This window comes from Streptomyces sp. NPDC001027, from assembly GCF_040299045.1.
Taxonomy (GTDB): domain Bacteria; phylum Actinomycetota; class Actinomycetes; order Streptomycetales; family Streptomycetaceae; genus Streptomyces.
In genome coordinates, this window is sequence record NZ_JBEPBI010000092.1 from 1 (window position 1) to 16,913 (window position 16,913).

General features: G+C 71.7%; 14 protein-coding genes, 1 tRNA gene and 2 pseudogenes. 10 read left to right on the top strand and 7 right to left on the bottom strand.

Annotated features, from left to right (window positions below; translation table 11 throughout):
• Positions 1 to 178 precede the first annotated feature (178 nt).
• The gene (locus ABT300_RS23925; protein WP_351679154.1) at positions 179 to 2,158 is read right to left on the bottom strand and encodes an NAD-binding protein; all 1,980 of its coding nucleotides are present in this window, start codon (positions 2,156 to 2,158) and stop codon (positions 179 to 181) included.
• Between the two features lie 248 nt (positions 2,159 to 2,406).
• Between ABT300_RS23925 and ABT300_RS23930 the strand changes: the two genes are divergently transcribed.
• From ABT300_RS23930 to ABT300_RS23975, 10 genes and pseudogenes are all read left to right on the top strand, one after another.
• Positions 2,407 to 3,426 (top strand): permease, encoded by a 1,020-nt coding sequence (locus ABT300_RS23930; RefSeq protein ID WP_351679156.1) that lies wholly within the window; start codon positions 2,407 to 2,409, stop codon positions 3,424 to 3,426.
• Entirely contained in the window at positions 3,423 to 4,211 is a 789-nt protein-coding gene (locus ABT300_RS23935; RefSeq protein ID WP_351679159.1) for a TIGR03943 family putative permease subunit, read from the top strand. Before ABT300_RS23930 ends, ABT300_RS23935 begins: the two co-directional genes overlap by 4 nt.
• A 113-nt stretch (positions 4,212 to 4,324) precedes the next feature.
• The gene (locus tag ABT300_RS23940; RefSeq protein ID WP_351679162.1) at positions 4,325 to 4,744 is read left to right on the top strand and encodes a luciferase domain-containing protein; all 420 of its coding nucleotides are present in this window, start codon (positions 4,325 to 4,327) and stop codon (positions 4,742 to 4,744) included.
• Positions 4,745 to 4,890: 146 nt separating this feature from the next.
• Positions 4,891 to 5,427: a hypothetical protein gene (locus ABT300_RS23945; RefSeq protein ID WP_351679165.1), complete on the top strand. Its 537-nt coding sequence runs from the start codon at positions 4,891 to 4,893 to the stop codon at positions 5,425 to 5,427.
• 528 nt (positions 5,428 to 5,955) lie between these two features.
• Positions 5,956 to 7,383 (top strand): DUF2252 domain-containing protein, encoded by a 1,428-nt coding sequence (locus ABT300_RS23950; RefSeq protein ID WP_351679168.1) that lies wholly within the window; start codon positions 5,956 to 5,958, stop codon positions 7,381 to 7,383.
• 128 nt (positions 7,384 to 7,511) lie between these two features.
• A complete protein-coding gene (locus tag ABT300_RS23955; RefSeq protein WP_351679171.1) occupies positions 7,512 to 8,291 on the top strand; it encodes a calcium-binding protein in 780 nt (259 codons plus the stop codon).
• A gap of 137 nt (positions 8,292 to 8,428) precedes the next feature.
• Positions 8,429 to 8,956, top strand: coding sequence for a DUF6584 family protein (locus ABT300_RS23960; protein ID WP_351679174.1), 528 nt, complete (start codon positions 8,429 to 8,431; stop codon positions 8,954 to 8,956).
• A gap of 37 nt (positions 8,957 to 8,993) precedes the next feature.
• A pseudogene (locus ABT300_RS44540) lies at positions 8,994 to 9,774 on the top strand (AbeC-like domain-containing protein).
• A gap of 161 nt (positions 9,775 to 9,935) precedes the next feature.
• Positions 9,936 to 10,337, top strand: coding sequence for a hypothetical protein (locus ABT300_RS23970; RefSeq protein ID WP_351679180.1), 402 nt, complete (start codon positions 9,936 to 9,938; stop codon positions 10,335 to 10,337).
• Positions 10,338 to 10,441: 104 nt separating this feature from the next.
• Positions 10,442 to 10,662: pseudogene (locus ABT300_RS23975) on the top strand (site-specific integrase); the annotation flags it as partial.
• A 281-nt stretch (positions 10,663 to 10,943) separates the two neighbouring features.
• On the opposite strand, the gene ABT300_RS23980 reads toward ABT300_RS23975, so the two are convergent.
• From ABT300_RS23980 to ABT300_RS24005, 6 genes are all read right to left on the bottom strand, one after another.
• Entirely contained in the window at positions 10,944 to 11,369 is a 426-nt protein-coding gene (locus ABT300_RS23980; RefSeq protein WP_039657652.1) for a PIN domain-containing protein, read from the bottom strand.
• Positions 11,366 to 11,644, bottom strand: a complete 279-nt coding sequence (locus ABT300_RS23985; protein ID WP_351679183.1) for a ribbon-helix-helix domain-containing protein — start codon at positions 11,642 to 11,644, stop codon at positions 11,366 to 11,368. Before ABT300_RS23985 ends, ABT300_RS23980 begins: the two co-directional genes overlap by 4 nt.
• 64 nt (positions 11,645 to 11,708) lie before the next feature.
• The gene (locus ABT300_RS23990; protein WP_351679186.1) at positions 11,709 to 12,602 is read right to left on the bottom strand and encodes a phosphorothioated DNA-binding restriction endonuclease; all 894 of its coding nucleotides are present in this window, start codon (positions 12,600 to 12,602) and stop codon (positions 11,709 to 11,711) included.
• A gap of 125 nt (positions 12,603 to 12,727) precedes the next feature.
• Positions 12,728 to 15,400: an ATP/GTP-binding protein gene (locus ABT300_RS23995; RefSeq protein WP_502977987.1), complete on the bottom strand. Its 2,673-nt coding sequence runs from the start codon at positions 15,398 to 15,400 to the stop codon at positions 12,728 to 12,730.
• 573 nt (positions 15,401 to 15,973) lie between these two features.
• A tRNA-Pro gene (locus tag ABT300_RS24000) sits at positions 15,974 to 16,047 on the bottom strand.
• A gap of 42 nt (positions 16,048 to 16,089) precedes the next feature.
• Positions 16,090 to 16,872 carry a Pr6Pr family membrane protein gene (locus tag ABT300_RS24005; protein WP_351679192.1) on the bottom strand — a complete coding sequence of 261 codons (783 nt, stop codon included), beginning with the start codon at positions 16,870 to 16,872 and terminating at the stop codon, positions 16,090 to 16,092.
• Positions 16,873 to 16,913 lie beyond the last annotated feature (41 nt).

Sequence of the window (16,913 nt, forward strand, 5' to 3'; positions counted from 1 at the left end):
CGGAGCCCCCGAGGACGGAACGACCGTTTCAGCCCCTCCGGCGTCTGAGGAGCCGGGGCCCGGGGGCGGAGCCCCGAGGACGGGACGGGAAGGGGCGGCGGAGCCGACACCCCGGGCGGAGCCGACACCCCCCGGGGGGAGCCGGCCCCGCCGACCGGAAGGAAGAAGGGACCGGGGCCTACGCCCCCGACCCCCCTCGCCGCCGCCGCACCAACTCCGCCAGCCCCCGCCGAGTCGCAGCCAGCACCACCCGATCCACCCCCCGCAGCACATACGTGTCCGGCAGATCCCACACCAGCCCCGAAGCCCCGCCCGCCCCGCCCCCGCCGCCCCCGCCGCCAGCGCCCCCGCCCGCCCCACTCCGCCCCCGCCCGGAGTCCAGCGCCAGCACCCGCCAGTACCCCGGCCGAAACGCCTCCCCGACGGTCCTGCCCTCCAGCTGCGCGTGCCCGCCCACGTCCAGTGCGGCGAACAGCAGCACCCGCCGCTCCACCGGGATCGCCCCCAGGATCTGCCGCCCCATCATGGCCCCCGCGAACGACGGCGCCGCGAGGTGCGACACGCTCCGGCTGCGGGTCAGCGCCTGCGGATGGGCGGCCCGCAGGGTGCGGTACACGGCGGTCGCGAAGTCGTCGTCGTACAGCCGCAGCACCACCCCGAGGTCGGGCCGCAACGACCGCGCGTACAGGGCGGCCTCCAGGTTCGTGGTGTCGGAGCTGGTGACCGCGAGCAGCGCGTGCGCCCGGTGGATCTTCGCGGCCTCCAGCACGCCCTCCTGCGTGACGTCCCCGAGCACCACCGGCACCCGGAGCCGCCGTGCCACCGCGAGCCCCCGCGCCTCGGGCCCGGCCTCGACGCACACCACCGGGATGTTCAGCTCCCGCAGCCGGGTCAGCACCCGGGTGCCGATCTTCCCGAGGCCGAGCAGCACGACATGCCCGCCGAGTCCCCGGGGCGGCCTCCGCAGCGAGCCCGCGCCGCGGAAGGTCCCGAGCGCCTCCAGCACCGCCGCCAGCAGCACCGGCAGCAGCAGCAACCCCATCAGCCCGGACAGCAGCTGCAGGACCTGCCGTTCGGTGGAGGCCCCGATGGCCGGGTCGTTGACGGCGAACAGGTCCAGCAGCGTGAGGTACAGCGCGCCCAGCGGATGGATCCCGGTCACCAGCCACAGAGCCACCGCCAGTGCGAACACACAGCCGATCAGACCGGCCAGCGACCACCGCAGCCGCCGGGAGAACAGCGAGGCGAGCGGCGCGCGCACCCCGACCCCCCGCCCGGCCGGCGGCGTGGGCCCAGCGGAGTAGGCGACCTGCTCCAGCACCACCGACCCCCGCCTGCCGGTCGCGGCCGCCTCCCGCACCGCGGCCGCGTCGGGCAGCAGCAGCGGCCCCTGGTCGCCGCTGATCTCGGAACCGTCCGCGAAGGCCGGGTCGCCGCCGTTGGCGGACAGCAACGCGAGCGTGGGGCGGCCGGGCTCGGCGGCCTCGCCCGGACCGTGCGGCGGCCGCTCGACGGCCCGCAGCAGCAGCCCGTTCGTCTGGACGACCTTGCTGGTGCCGACGACGGCGGTCGCGACGAGCGCGGGCGCGGCCGTGTCGGCGTCGGACAGCACGGTGGTCGACGCGTCGCCGCCGGCGTACCCCGAGTGCCCGCCGCGCCCCGCGTCCCCGGAGCCGGGGTCGGCCGCGGCGGCCAACGCGGCGGCCTGGTCGAGGAGTTCCTCGATGTGCTGGCCCAACCGCCGGTTGTAGAGCCGCAGGACGAGCCGCAGCCGCGGGTTCAGCCGGCGGGCGGTGAGGGCGGCTCGGATGTTGGTCTCGTCGTCGTCGTACACCAGCGCCAGGGCGGCGGCCCGCTCCACGCCCGCCTCGGCGAGCACCGCCTCGGTGGCCTCGACGGCCTCCAACGTCCGCTGCCCGCCCGCGGGTTCGTCCGGCGCGGCGGGTGCGGCGGGCGCGCCGCCGGCCGCCGCCCGGTTGACGGCCGCGCTCACCACCCGGTCGAGCAACGCCGCCGACACCGCCCGGGCCCGCCCCACGACCGGCGGCCGCACCGCGCGCTCGGAGGGCGGCACGACGAGCGTGACCTGCTCCTCGTACACGCCCCGCAGCTCGGCGGCGAGCCGGTGCGCCAGGCCGTCGTCCCCGCACACCACCATGTGCGCACCCGCGGCGCCCGGCCCCGACGGCTGACCCTGATTCGGAAGGCTCCCCACGAGGGAGAAGACTGCCTCACCGGTACCCGGGGTTCCACGCAGCCGGTGAACACCAGGTGCCGGAGATCCGTAGGAAAGGGGAGGGAATGCCAGAAACAGGCGGCAGGCGCAGGCCGGGCAGCGGCGGCAGGGACATGCCGGGCGCCGCGACCGGCGGCAGCACGCACACGGAACCCGGAGGTGCCCGACCCGTGGCCATCGTCGAAACGGCCCCGCCCGCGGGCGAGCGCACGGGCGAGCGCACCCCGGAGAGCCCCGGGACGAAGCGCCTGACCTCCCCCCTCGTCCTGACCATGCTGCTGCTCCTCATGGTGCTGCTGCAGGGCCCGATCCGCCGCGCGCTGTCGGCGCCGGTGATGCAGAGCTGGACGACGGTGTTCGTGGCGGTGGTGGTGCAGGCGCTGCCGTTCCTGGTCCTGGGGGTGCTGCTGTCGGCGGCTATCGCGGTCTACGTGCCGCCCTCCTTCTTCGCGCGCGCCCTGCCCTCCCGGCCGGCGCTCGCCGTGCCGGTGGCCGGGATGGCGGGCGCGGTGCTGCCGGGCTGCGAGTGCGCCTCGGTCCCGGTGGCCGGCGCCCTCGTCCGCCGGGGCGTGACGCCGGCGGCGGCCCTCGCGTTTCTCCTCTCCGCCCCGGCGATCAACCCGATCGTGCTGACGGCGACGGCCGTGGCCTTCCCGCGCGATCCGGAGATGGTGCTGGCCCGTTTCGTGGCCAGCCTGGTCGCGGCGTGCGCGATGGGCTGGCTGTGGCAGCGTCTCGGGCGCACCGACTGGCTGCGGCTGCCGGCCCACGCGCCGCACGAGGGGGAGACCAGGGGGGCCGCCTTCTGGGACTCGGTCCGGCACGACGTGATGCACGCGGGCGGCTTCCTGGTGGTGGGCGCGATGGCGGCGGCGACCCTGAAGGCCGTCGCCCCGCAGAGCTGGCTGCGCACCGCGGCCGACAACCCGGCGCTCGCCGTCCTGACGCTCGCCGTGCTGGCGGTGGTCCTCTCCATCTGCTCGGAGGCGGACGCGTTCGTCGCCGCGTCCCTCACCCAGTTCTCCCTCACCGCCAGACTCGCGTTCCTGGTGGTCGGGCCGATGATCGACCTCAAGCTGTTCGCGATGCAGGCGGGCACGTTCGGCCGGGGCTTCGCGCTGCGCTTCGCCCCGGCGACCTTCGCGCTGGCCATCGCGTCGGCGGTCCTGACGGGATGGGTGCTGCTGTGAACCGACAGGCCCAGTCGGCCGTGCTGTTCCTCCTCGGCGCGGCCCTGCTGCACGCCGGCGCCACCGACCTGTATCTGCGGTACGTCAAGGCGGGCCTGCGCCCGCTGCTGCTGGCGGCCGGCGCGGTCCTGATCGTCACGGCGCTGGCGACGGCCTGGTACGAGCGCCGCCGGACCCGCGGCGGCCACGGGGACGGCGGCGGTGATGGGGGCGGCAGCGGTCACAGGGCCCGCGGCGGCCACGGGGACGGCAGCGGTCGCGGGGGCGGCCATGCGCACCCGGAGCCGCGTGTCTCCTGGCTGCTGATCCTCCCGCTCCTCGCGCTGATCCTCGTCGCCCCGCCGGCCCTGGGCTCGTACAGCGCGACCCGCACCGGGACGGCTCTGCAGGAGCCCCTGGCCTATCCGTCGCTGTCCGCGGCCGACCCGCTGCCGTTGAGCGTCGTCGACTACGCGGGCCGCGCCGTCTACGACCACGGCCGCACCCTCGCCGGCCGCACGGTCCGGCTGACCGGCTTCGTGGCCCTGGACCACGCGGGCACCCCCTACCTGGTCCGCATGGCCCTCAACTGCTGTGCGGCCGACGCGCAGCCGGTCAAGGTCGGCCTGGCGGGCCGCATCCCGCCGGTCCTCCAGCCGGACACCTGGCTGGCCGTCACCGGCGTCTACACGCCCCGCGTCGTCCGCGACCCGGTCAACGGCGGCCCGATCCCCTTCCTCGAGGTGACGGACGCGCGTCCGGTCCCGACCCCGCGCGACCCTTATGACGAGTCCTGGAACAACTGAGCGTGGCCGCCGGGGCGCCCGGGGGAACGTCCGGAAGACTCCTTGACCGCCCGGGTCGGCGAACCCTTCCGCAACCCCTGGTGGCCGGGCGGTGAGCGCCGCATGATGGGGCCATGACGGCGGCCTTGCGTGCCATGGCACGACTGGTGAACTGGCGGGACCTCGCGGAGGACCGGCCCAGCTGCGGCACCGGCCGGGCACTGCGCTCGGCCGGGGCGGAGATCGTGCACTTCCACTCCGCCCGCAGCGTCGACCTGCATCTCACCGCCCGTGCGATCCGCCGGTTCGAGAGCGACCTCAGACACTCCACCGCGATCCGCCTGCAGCCGGGCTCGCACTGGGTGACCGTCCGCCTGGAGTGCGAGACGGACATCGACCTGCTCATGACGCTGGTCAGCGCGGCCCTCCAGGCGCACCAGAGGCACCCGGCCACCGGCGACGCCCCGTTCCCGCGCTGCAACGACCGCCGGGAGGCGACGCTCGCCCGCGAGGGCGGCACGGAGGACGCGACGCCCCGCCCCTGCGTCCAGTGAGCGTCTGAGGGGCCCTGCGTCGAGTGAGCGGCTGAGGGGCTGTGCGTCTGGTGAGCTGACGGTCCGTCAGTTATGGTCCCCCTGCTGTGCACGTTCGTGCCCGTCAGCGCCGTGCCGTGCGGCGCCGTCACGGAAGGGTGAGCGCCATGGAGACCCGTTCGACGCGTCCTCCTCGCAGTCCGCAGCCGCCGGGGCCGCCCCGCTGGGTGGCCATGTTCCACCACGCTCCCTCGGCGTCCTGGCGCCCGGCCGCCGAATCCCCGGACCGCACACCGGTGCTGTACGCGATCGGCGAGATGAGCCAGGTCGTACGCGCCCGGGGCGAGGAGGCGGCCGTCGACCTGTGGGGCCCCGGGGAGAACGGGCACTGGGCCCGTTTCGCCCCGACCGCCGCGACCCCGCCCGCGTCGGCGACCCCGCCCGCGTCGGCGACGCCGGAAGCCTCGACGGTTCCTGTCACTTCCACGGAGGCGGAACCGGGGGCGGTCGCGGGCGCGGGGCACGCCCGGCACGTGGAACGCATGGCGGACCGCCGGCACCAAGTGATCATGGCGGGTCTGAGCAAGGCCGGCCTCTACGACCTCACGGCGCAGGACGTGACGGCCGTCCGCGCCCTGGTCGACCGCGTCGACGAGGCCACGCTGCGCCGGATCGCGCACTGGATGGCGGTGGCGGGCAAGTAAAAGGCCCGGCCGCTGGCGACGGGGGATGCACCAGCGACCGGGCTATGGCCAAGGCTAACAAGGCGGCTGGTCCGGCGGGAGCCTCCTTCTCAGCTGCCTCGCCGTTGTGATCGGGATCACTGTCCTGGCGTGGTCGGGTCGACACCCTGCGCCCCCTGATCGCGGAGCGCCGAGCGCAGGACGCGGATCACCGAGCGCGAGCCCATCGCGTCCCCGACCGCGGTGCCACTGTGCCCCCGAGCGACTGTGCCGCCGAGCCGCCGAGCCGCCGAGCCGCCGAGCCGCCGAGCCGCCGAGCCGCCGAGCCGCCGAGCCGCCGAGTCGCCGGAGGTCCGGTGCGGCGATACGTTGGAGGACGGGCGCGCCGGCAGCCCGTCCGGCCCACGGCCACGGTCTCCCACCCGCTGCCGCCCCCGAGAGGGCGACCGGAGCGACCGGGACACCCCTCCGTTTCCTCCGTTTCCTCCGTTTCCTCCCCTCCCCTTCTCTTCCGTCAACGGCCCACGAGCCCCGTGTGGAGCGTCTGAGATGAGCGAGAGCAGCAGGACCCGTAACGGTCACCACGACCGGCGTCACCGCTCCCCGAGGGAGCGGGCCGAGCTCGGCAGGGCCGCCAGGGCCGACGTGCCGAGGTCCGCACACGCCGAGTTCACGCCGCCGCCGAAGCGCACCGACCCGGTGGACGTCATCGAGGCGCAGTCCGCGCAGCGGGTCCCCGAACTCGTGCCGATCCGCTACGGGCGGATGAGCGAGTCGCCGTTCCGTTTCTACCGGGGCGCCGCCGCCATCATGGCGGCGGACCTGGCGGAGACTCCGCGCACCGGCATCCGGGTCCAGCTCTGCGGTGACGCGCACATGCTCAACTTTCGGCTGCTGGCCTCCCCGGAACGCCGTCTGATGTTCGACATCAACGACTTCGACGAGACGCTTCCCGGCCCCTGGGAGTGGGACGTCAAACGGCTGGCGGCCAGTCTCGTCATCGCGGGCCGGGCGAACGGCTTCAGCGCCAAGGAGCGGGCGTCGGTGGTCCGGTCGGCCGTGCGGGCCTACCGCGAACGGATGCGCGGCTTCGCGGAGATGGGCAACCTCGAGGTCTGGTACAGCCGCTTCGAGGCGGACGAACTGCAGGAGACGTACGCTCCGGAGCTCGGCGCCAAGAACCGCGAACGCTGGCGGCAGGCCAGGGAACGGGCCCGGCAGCACGACAACCTGCAGGTCGTCGGGAAACTCACGCACACGGTCGACGGCCGGCGGCTGATCGCCAACGACCCGCCGCTCCTGGTGCGGCTGTCCGACCTGCTGCCGAGCGCCGAGAGCGACGTGATGGAGCGGGAGATCGGCAAGATCGTCAGCGGGTACACGGGGTCCCTGCAGTCCGACCGCCGGTTCCTCCTGCAGGGCTACCGCGTCGCCGACATCGCCCGCAAGGTGGTCGGCGTGGGCAGTGTGGGCACCCGCTGCTGGATCGTGCTGCTGCTCGGCAAGGACGACGACGATCCCCTCTTCCTGCAGGCGAAGGAGGCCGACGAGTCGGTCCTCGCCCCCTACGCGGGCGCCGGCGACCACGCCACCCAGGGCGAGCGGGTGGTCGCGGGCCAGCGGTTGATGCAGGCGACCAGCGACATCTTCCTGGGCTGGGAACGCACCACCGGCCTCGACGGCCGCCGCCGCGACTTCTACGTCCGCCAGCTGCGGGACTGGAAGGGCATCGCCGTGCCGGAGAACATGTCGCCGAAGCGGATGTCCCTCTTCGGCCGGCTCTGCGGCGCCACCCTGGCCCGCGCCCACGCCCGCTCCGGCGACCGCATCGCGATCGCCGCCTACCTGGGCTCCGGCGACGTCTTCGACCGCGCTCTGGCCGCGTTCGCCGAGCTCTACGCCGACCAGAACGAGTCCGACCACCAGGCGCTGCTGCACGCCGTGGCTTCGGGCCGGGTCCGCGCCGAGGCGGCTTGAGCCGCGGACCGCGCGCCGCGGACGCCCGACCGGTCAACTCCCTTGTCCCCAGGGCGAAAACAATGTGCTGAACCGTTGGCCAAAGCCGTAGGCTCCCCCCTGATTCACCGACTCAGGGGGAAACACTCATGCGCGCAACCATGCGCCTTGCTCTGCTCGGCACCGGCATCGCGCTGGTCGCCACCGCGACCGGCGCCACCGCCGCCCAGGCGACGGACGGCGGCGCGGGCGACATCAGGATCGACAAGGTCGTCGTCAACGGCGGCAAGCCGGTCGTGGTCGGCGCCACCAGGGTGGTGTCCGCCAAGGTCTCCGTGACGGCGACGGACGACTCCGGCATCGCCAAGACCACGTACATCAGCGCCTTCGGTCCGACGCCGAACTTCGCGCAGGTCTGGGACGACGACATCACGTGCGTCAAGAAGAGCGCCACCACGTCGACGTGCACGGGCACGCTGACGTTCAACCCGACGGCGGCCACCGGCTTCGTCGGCAACAGCGCGGCGGGCACCTGGAAGCTCGGCACGCTGGTCTCCGCCAACGACTACGACTACATCCACCGGGACGCGGCCACCACGTTCCGGGTGCAGCGCGACACGCGGCTCACGACGAACGCCACGCCCGAGCCCGTCAAGAAGGGCAAGACCATCACGGTCACCGGTGTGCTGTCGCGGGCCGACTGGGACGCCAACAAGTACGCGGGCTACGCCCGGCAGAAGGTGGTGCTGCAGTTCCGCAAGAAGAACTCCAGCACGTACACCAACGTCAAGACGGTGACGTCGTCCGCGACGGGCTCCCTGAAGACCACGGTCAAGGCGACCCAGGACGGCTACTTCCGCTACAGGTTCGCCGGCACGTCGACCGCCCCGGCCGTGGCCGCCACCGGCGACTACATCGACGTCCGCTAACCCCCTCGCCCCACCCACACCCAAGCACACCCACACAGGCCCCCCAGCACCCGCGGGGGGCCTGCCCTGTTGCCGGTGTCCCTGTGGGCGGAAAAACCGGTTCGACACCGGTCACGCGGGCATTCGATCATCTGTTCATGTCCCTCAGAGAGACCCTTGCCCGAGTCGACGCAGACCTGGCCGCCGGCCGGGTTCCCGTCGCGCGCCAGCGCCTGCGCGGTCTCGTCTCGTCCTTCCCGTACGACCTGACGCTCCGCCGCCGTCTGGCCGAGGTGTACCGGCTCTACGGCGACGCCGCGCAGGCCGGCCGCTGGATGTACCTCGACGAGGACCGCGACGCCGGTGAGACCGCGGCCTTCGAGCTGCGGTACGGGTCTCCCGGGGGGCGCATGAGGGCCCTCGCCTGGTGCGGCCCGGAGGCGATGGCCGCCACCTCCTTCGCGCAGGGGCAGTTGGCCGCGGTGCGGACCGCGTGTGCCGAGCAGCTGGGGCACCCCGTCTCCTGGGACGACCCCCCCTCCTACTGGGGCGGTCTGGAGGAGGGGGCCGAGACGCCCCCCGGGCCCTGGACGGTCGGCGGGGTGCTGACAGGCGTCGGTTGCCTGGCGGGCGCGCTCGCGTTCCTCGCCGTCTGGGTGCTCGGAGTCCTGTCCCTCTTCGACTGACCCGGTCACCGGGTAGTCGGTGAAGGCCACGCGCCGGATGGCCGTCATCAGCCACGAACAGACGCGGTCCGAACTGCCCTACGACCACCCCGAGACATTCGTCGGAGCCGGACGCTACGTATGGGGTGTGGCCGACATCGGCATCCCGCTCAAGGCGAAGGACCCGGAGGTATCGGTCAAGCCCTTCGGCGAGAAGGAGCTGCTGCGGAGGATGGGCGACGCACTCGGGGATCTGGGCCGTGGCGCGCGGGAGATCACTGATCCGCTGCCCGGGCTTTCCGTCACGGAGGTCCTGGGGCTGCCGTCCGAGCTGTGGCTGCGAAGCACGCGCGCCGCGAAGCTGGAGCTGCCGGACCTGCGCGGCAGGGGACGCCGGTCACCGTCCAGTGTGCCGGACCGGCTGTATCTGCGTGCACAGTGCGTCAGTTGGGATGGCCAGGTCGTGGTCACTCTGTTCGCGCATGCCGCGCTGGAGGCAGGCGAACTGCGGCTGACCCTGCGACCTCACGTGATGACGCCGCTCTACAACGAACTGAGGGTGACCGACGCACCCGTGGCCAAGCGGGGGACGGGACTGTACGGCTGGGTGGCGGTGCGGGCGCTGCTGGATGCCGTCCACGGTCCGCGCGCTGTGGCGGCTGGTGACCCGGGTCGCGCTCGGAGTGCAGTCGGAGGACGGCCTGGCCGAGGAAAAGGATCCAGTCAGCCTCCGCGACAGGTACTCCATCGAAGAAGTCACCGACATGCACCAGGCCGACGACGCGAAGCGGCACGTCGTCCTCATGCAGACATGTGTCTTCCGTGCGGTCTCCGAGTAACTCGAAGAGCTGGGCGTCGACACTGCTCCGTACGAGCGCCAGGTTGCGGCGGTCATCACCAGCATCCAGGTCTACGGCGACAACAACGCACCCATACAGAACGTCGCCGGCAGCGGCATCAGCAACGTTGGCCAGGACAACAAGGCTCAAGGAGGAAGTTGATGGCCGTGGGACGGCGTCGCACCGACCCGGAACAGGGGTATGGCTCGGGTATCAGCATCGGCGGCAACAACGTCGCCCCGCTTCAGAATGTGGTGGGGCAGAACATCTCGAACGTCCATCAGTCCGCATCCGTCCAGGGCACGGCCGTCGACGTGGAGACGCTGCGCGATCTCCTTGCCGCGTTCCGCACCGAGGTTGATCGGAGCGGAGCGGTCTTGCCGAACGCGCAGGTGCTCCGCGCCATGGCGGATTCCATCGACACTTCTCTGGCCGCGCCGGACGCGCAGGCGGCGGGGGCACTGCGCGGGGCCGTGCAGGCGCTGCCTGCCCTGGTGGCAGGGACCGTGGTGCAACAGGGTGGCGAGGCGCTCGCCCACGCCCTTGCCGGATGGCTGGGCTGAAGCGTCGAGTCGGCTGCACCGTGCTCCTGGCCGACCCGCTCGTTGCCTGCGAGCGGATCGTCATCTCCCTGGCCTCTGGGTTCCAGGTCCCGGTCAACGTGTATCAGGGCTGGGATCGGCTCGCCGCTGACGAGAAGTGGGAGCACAGGCTCGTCTTCTCCTCGGCCGTAGGCAAGCCGCTCGACGCCGCCAACGCCCGCCTCGCCTTCCGCCAGGCGCTCAAGGACGTCGGCACTCCGGGTCGGCCGTGACGGAGGAGGTCGACCGGAAGCAGATCCGGCCCGTCATCCAGACCGGGGCCGTCGCCACGGACGGCATCTTCGGCACCGATCATCGTGTTTGCGCAGGTCAGGGAGGTGGTCCCGGTTGGTCTCGGGTGGTGTGGAGGGGGTATCGGGAGCAGGGCGGCTCCCAGATGGCTCCCAAGGGTGCTGCTGCCTGGATGGTGCTGGAGAGTCAGCCCTGCAGGCAATCCACCGGCCACCAGTGCCAGGAAGCCGAGTCGGCCACTCTATTCGCCGTCGGCTGCCTGGTGTCGGAGACTGCCGATGTGGTTCGGACAAAGTACGCGATGGCTTCGCGGGCGCTGGAGAGGCGCGGGTCGGGTCACACCTTCTTGACGACGATCGTGTCCGGGACCAGCTTCTCCAGGTCGTCGACGTCCGAGGTGAAGACGGTGACCTGTCCCCTCTGCTGTCGCGCGATGACGGCGAGCACAGCATCGATCGCGTACTTGTGGCCGTGCAACTTGGCGTCGGCCAGAAGTCGACGCGCCTGGCGGGCCTCGTCCTTCCCGATGTCGACGACCTGGAGCCGGGACAGTACCCAGTCCCAGCGCTGCTCGGTCGTTCTGCCGTCGTACGCCTCGACCAGTGTCATCGGGGACGTCACCACCTCGGCCTCCCCGCGTGCCGCGAGGTCGAGCCAGGCGATCATCTTCCGGTCGCCGCGCACCGCAAGGGACAGGGCTTCACAGTCCAGTACGAAGACGCGGAGGGGCCGCTGCCCGTGCTCACCGGCTCGCTTCTTCACGCAGCCTCTCCGGCGTTGTGCTTCCCGGCGGTTCGACGCCGCTCGTGTTCGGCGTCGAGTTCGTCCAGCTCGTCGAGCGCTGCCGCATGCTCGTCCTCGGTGACGGGGCCGTGCTCTTCCTGGAGCCAGTCGACCAGTTCCAGGAGCCGGTCCCGGTCACGCTTGAAGCGCAGCGCCTCGGCGACATACGCCGACAGGCCCCGCTCTGCCGCGTCCGCGCGGATCTCGTCCAGGAGATCCTCGGGAATCGTCACGGTTACCTTCTTCGTCGCCATACAAGAGACCATACTCCCGGTATCACACTCCTTACCAGTGGGTCACGTGATAGGCGCTCGGCGATCAGGCGGCCGGGGCGGGGCGTGGGCTGCCGTGGAAGACCTGGCTGGTGTGCCAGGAGCGGTGGACCGCCGCGACGGGACTGGCACCCGGTTGAGGTCCGATGAGCGGGCGGCCGGCGAGCGCTATGACGTGCTCGCGGGCGGCGGGGCTGTGGCCGACGAAGCGCTGCGAGACCAGGATGCGGTGACTGTCACCGATGCCGAGGACGCCCTTGTCGAAGAGCTTGTGGTGCAGCGAGCACAGGCACAGGCCGTTGTCGACGTCGTCAGGGCCGTCGAACGCCCACCAGCGCACATGCGCGGCCTCCAGCCCGACCGGCACCGCGCCGATCCTGCCGTCGTAGCCGCAGAAGGCGCACTGGTACTCGTATGCCGTCAGGACCTGCTCCCGCATCCGGGGATCCCGCCGCCCGCGCACGGCCGAGAACTGTTCGCTCTCCGTCGGCTCCAGCTCCAGGCCGACGGCTTCGCACAGGTCGCCGTGGAGCGAGGGCGGGAAGTTCAGGTCGAGCAGGACCTGTGCCATCCGGCCGAGCAACGACGGCTCGCGCCGCAGCGCCGCCCGTAGTTCCGGCGTCAGCCGCCCTGCGGCTCCGATCTCCCGCAGCTCCCGCACGCCACTGCCGGGGCTGCCCGGTCCGCGATCGGTGCGCACCTCCCACACGCCATCGCTCACCAGATGGTGGAACGGGTAGGCGGGCGTCGTTCTGTTGGGCGGACCGTACTCGGTCAGCAGCCGTCTGAGGTCGTCCTCCACCGCGCTGTACCGCAGTTCACCGTCGGCGTCCCGCTGGAAACGCCCGAGCGCGTACAGGAACAGCAGCGGCTTGTGCGGAGCGCGGGTCCCGCTTCTGCTCCACTGCCTCAGCTTCGCGGCACGCTCCAGCCAGTCCATGACCGGCGATCGTAGTGGCGTTGGGGTGCGGTGGTTTCGAGGGGGCATGGGGAGCGGGTCGACTCCAAGACGGCGCCCGGACACCGTGGGGTCACCGGCTTCGTGCCGACGTTGCCTGTTGCGGCCTAACGAGTCGTGCCGAGGCGACTGCGACGGGTCTCAACCAGGTGCCGCCATCGTTCGCGCGTCTGTCGTTCTCCGTCGATCCACCGAGCTCGCGCGGTGTGCTCGGGGAACGGAAGGCCGGCCATGAAGTGCGCGATCTCGACATAGTAGGCGTAGTCGCCGCTCTGCGTGAGTTCGCGCAGGCGGGTGATCGCGTCGACGAGGACGTCCTGGGCGTCGAGAACGGCGTGGTGGAAGCACAGGGCCAGTTGCAGTTTCGCCGCGGCGTAGGAAATACCGGAGACACCGATCTCGGCGAGCAGCACGGCCGCCCGGTCGGGCACGTCTGCCGAGAAACCGGCGTCGCGTACGAGTGCGGCGATGCGAGCGGTCATCTCGCTGGAGCGCAGGCTGAGGCGCGACAGCAGCCGGTCCGCCAGGTCGAGTTCATCGTCGGCGCGGAGCGGGTCGGTGAAGGAGACGGCGAAGGCGAGATGCGCCTGGACCATGGCGGTCTCACCGACCGCACCGTGTTCTTCGGCCTCGCTCCTGGCCGCCAGGTAGGCGGAGGTCGCCCGCTCCATGTCCCCCTGCACCCACCACACGTCTCCCAGCACCCGATGATGCCGCCCCTCCCAGCCCAGCCTCCCCGCGGCCTCCACCGCCGTCGGGAAATCTCCGGACAGTCGGCTCAGATGTGCCAGGCCGCGTCGAGCGGCGGAAGCGAGCCGACCGTCGGCGGAAGCGACGCGCTGCATGCCACGCCGCGAATCATCGGTCAGGCCGAGGTCCCGCTGGGCCTTCGCCAGGTAGTACGTGGCCAGCTCTACCAGGTCATCCGGGAGCAGCTCCGATGCAAGGACGGCGGAGAGCCGACCGGCTGTGCGTTCACGGTGTTCGTGCTGGCGCCGGGCGATGGCGCTGAGCGTTTCCACCAGGGCGTCCGCCGCGGTCTGCGGGCCGTCCGACGACCTGGCATCGGCTGCGGGAAGTGCCAGCGGTTCCCAGACGGAGTCCCCTACGTACTGGAATGCGGCATCGGCGAGCCAGCCGAGATCGAGACGGAAGTCCCGTGCAAGGAGCAGCCCTTGCTGGAGACAGCCGACCAGCACGGCGCGGTCGCGTCGCAGGTCCTGGCGCCACTGGGATTCCAGGGCATGGAAGGCGCGCTGGGCCGCGCGCTGCCAGTCCTGCTCCGACCAGCGGTCGTCACTGCCGTCGTCCGCGTTGCGAATAGCGGCGCGGATCAGGTCGTGGACATGGAAGGGCCACACACCGGAGGAGGACTCCCGGATGAAGGGGCGCTCGGTCAGCCGTAGGGCGGGCGCGTCGTGATCCATACCGGCGACCTGGGTGGCCAGAGGAACAGAGAACGCGTCGAGCAGGCTGACCGAGCGGAGCACGTGGCGTTCCTCGGCGGTCAGGTCGCTGAGAGTACGGGCGATCAGGGCGGGGAAGTCGTGGTCGAAGTCGGTGACCTGTGGCTGCGTGCCGCCGCGTCGAAGTTCCAGGTAACGCATGACCGACAGGTCCAGGTACAGGGGTAGCCCGTGGGAGCGCTCGGCGATGATCCGGCGGACCGGTTCGTCGATCAGCGGCTGCCCGTCGCGGCTGAGCCTGCGGGCCAGATAGTTCTCGCAGTCTTCGGGGGAGAAGTCGCCGATCAGGATCTGGCGGCCGGATACGCCCGACCCGCTGTGTGCCGCGTCGGAGACGAGGCTGGGCCAAGTGTTCGGCCCGGTCCAGTCGAGTTGCCCTTCCAGGCTCGTCTCCGCCCACTGAAGGCGGTTGCGTCCGGTGACGACGAAGAACGCGTTGGGCATCAGCCACACGATGCGCTGGAGCAGTCGTTCGAAGTCGCGGTGGGTGCGGTCGCCGGTGTCCTCGAAGGTGTCCAGCAGGATCACGGGCAGTGCGCTCTTGCCGGCTGGGAGTTGGGCCAGGTCCCAGGCGAGCAGGTGCGGGTAGAAGCTGAGGGCGTCCAGGTCGGGCTCGGCTTCCAAGAGGTCGGCCAGACGGGAGCAGCCGGCGAGGGCGCGTACGGACTGGCACCGCTCGCGTAACGCCTTGATGAGCGCGCCGGCCCCATGGCCGAGCGCGCCCCCGACGGTGCCGGGCAGGAGCAGCGCCTGGGCCACGTCGCTGAGGGCCGACTGCATCTGCTGCGGCAGGGCGGCAGCGGCGCTGAAGCGGCTCAGCAGCCCGCCCCGGCGCAGGTAGTCCTCGATCGGTTCGCCCGGGTGGTTGTGCTCCCAGTAGCGGCGCAGGGCGAGGTCGAAGGCGGGCATCGGCCGGCCGAGCGCGGCGACGGCAAGTCGGATGGTGAGGATGACGCGCTCGAAGTCCATGCCCGCAGCGCGCGCGAGGTCGATGCGGACCGGCAGCGTCCGCTCCTCGGGGTGGGACGGCGATTCCCACTGCACGGGACGGTGCTCGCTGCCGGCGAGCGACGCCTCGATCTTGCGGGAGAGCGTGGACTTGCCGATACCGCCCACACCGTGGAACACCAGGATGTTGCGGCGGGGAGCCTCCAGATCCTCCACGTCGAAGTCCGCACGGGTCACGTGCCGTATGTGCTCAGCGAGGCCGGCGGTCACCGCTTGCCACTGTGCCTGCCGGTTCGTGAACGCCTCACTGGCGGCGATGCTCCGGTCGTTCGAGCTGAACAGCGTTCGAAGGTCCCGCCCTGCCACCGCTCCCCCTGACGATCAACTGGAGCCAATCTATGCTTCCTTGAGGGCAGCCTGGCAACCCCGCATTCAGGCAGGGTGCGCAGGTCACATCCGGCACGTGGCAGTGAACCGCTCCGGGGCTGATGGAGTCGCCGGCCTGTCCTGCGTTGAGCGTCGCATTGAGTGCTCACTGGCCGAGGGACGGATCAGGACCGAAGTCGACGACCATCATTGTGGCGGTGCCTCCGGGCGGGCTCGTCAGCACGCCGCGCACGCGGACTGCGGTGCCGGTGTCATGGCAATGGACTGCTGTGTGGTAGTCGGCGTCTGAAAGATATTACGCGCACGCTTCAGGGGTCGTCATGTGAACGGTCCCCTGACTCGTCCCCTTGCTTGCAGGAGGGCGCGAATGTCGATGGGGCTTCTCTCTCCAGCGCACCCTGGCGCTCGGCCCAATCTTGGGGACGCTCTGCGGCTCGCTGTTGATCCGCGCCCTCCAAACTCGGCTCCCAAATGGCTCCCAAAATGGCCCCCGGAACCACTCAGGGGCCTGATCCGCTCTGCGGATCAGGCCCCTGACCTGGTACTTCACTGTCGGGGTGGCGGGATTTGAACCCACGACCTCTTCGTCCCGAACGAAGCGCGCTGCCAAGCTGCGCTACACCCCGATGTCGCTGCTTGTCCTGCTTGTCGCGGCGACGTCGTTTACTTTAGCCCACCGGTGGCCGGAGACGAAATCCGGTTTTGGCGCGGTGGGTGACGGGGTTCGGGCGGGCGTGGTCGAGGGCCACGAGGAGGACCGCGAGGGCGTAGAAGGAGAGCCCGAGGAGCAGAGCGTTGGCCAGGGCGTGCTTGTAGCCGTGGGCCTCGGCGTCGAGGAAGGGGTAGAGGTAGCGGCCCGGCGTGCCGGGGGCGATCAGCTGGGCCCGGGCCAGGCAGAAGGCCAGGTAGAGCGTGGGATACAGCATCCATGTCGCGGCCCGGCGCAGGCGCAGTCGGCCCGGGGCGGTCAGCAGTAGCCAGTCGAGGACGGCGGCCACCGGGGTCACGGTGTCGAGGAGGTGGACGGCGACCAGGTGCCAGCCCGTGGGGGCCGTCGTGCCGGTCAGCGAGAACGGGGTGGGCCCGTCTGTCAGGAGCAGGTGGTAGACGAGGCCGGTGATCATGACGTAAAGGAGGGCCGCGCCTGTCAGGGCGGCGGGGAGCGGGCGGCGGGCCGTCCATGCCCGGCGGGCGGACAGCAGCGTGACCAGGGCCAGCAGGATGTTGCTCTGGATCGCGAAGTGGCTGAGCGCCCGCAGCGGGCTGCCCAGCAGGAACGCGAGGGTCACGCCCGCCGCCGCCGTGCCGGCCAGGAGCAGGCGGAGCACGGCGGCCAGCGGACGGCGGGCGGGGGTCACCACCGCAGAGGCGGGGACGGAGGAGAGCAGGAGCGCGTGGGTCCGCGGGATCGCGGGCAGGTCCGGGAGGTCCCTGGGTATCGGCGCGGTCATGCCCTCACGCTAGACAGAGGGGACATACGGGGCGATACGGG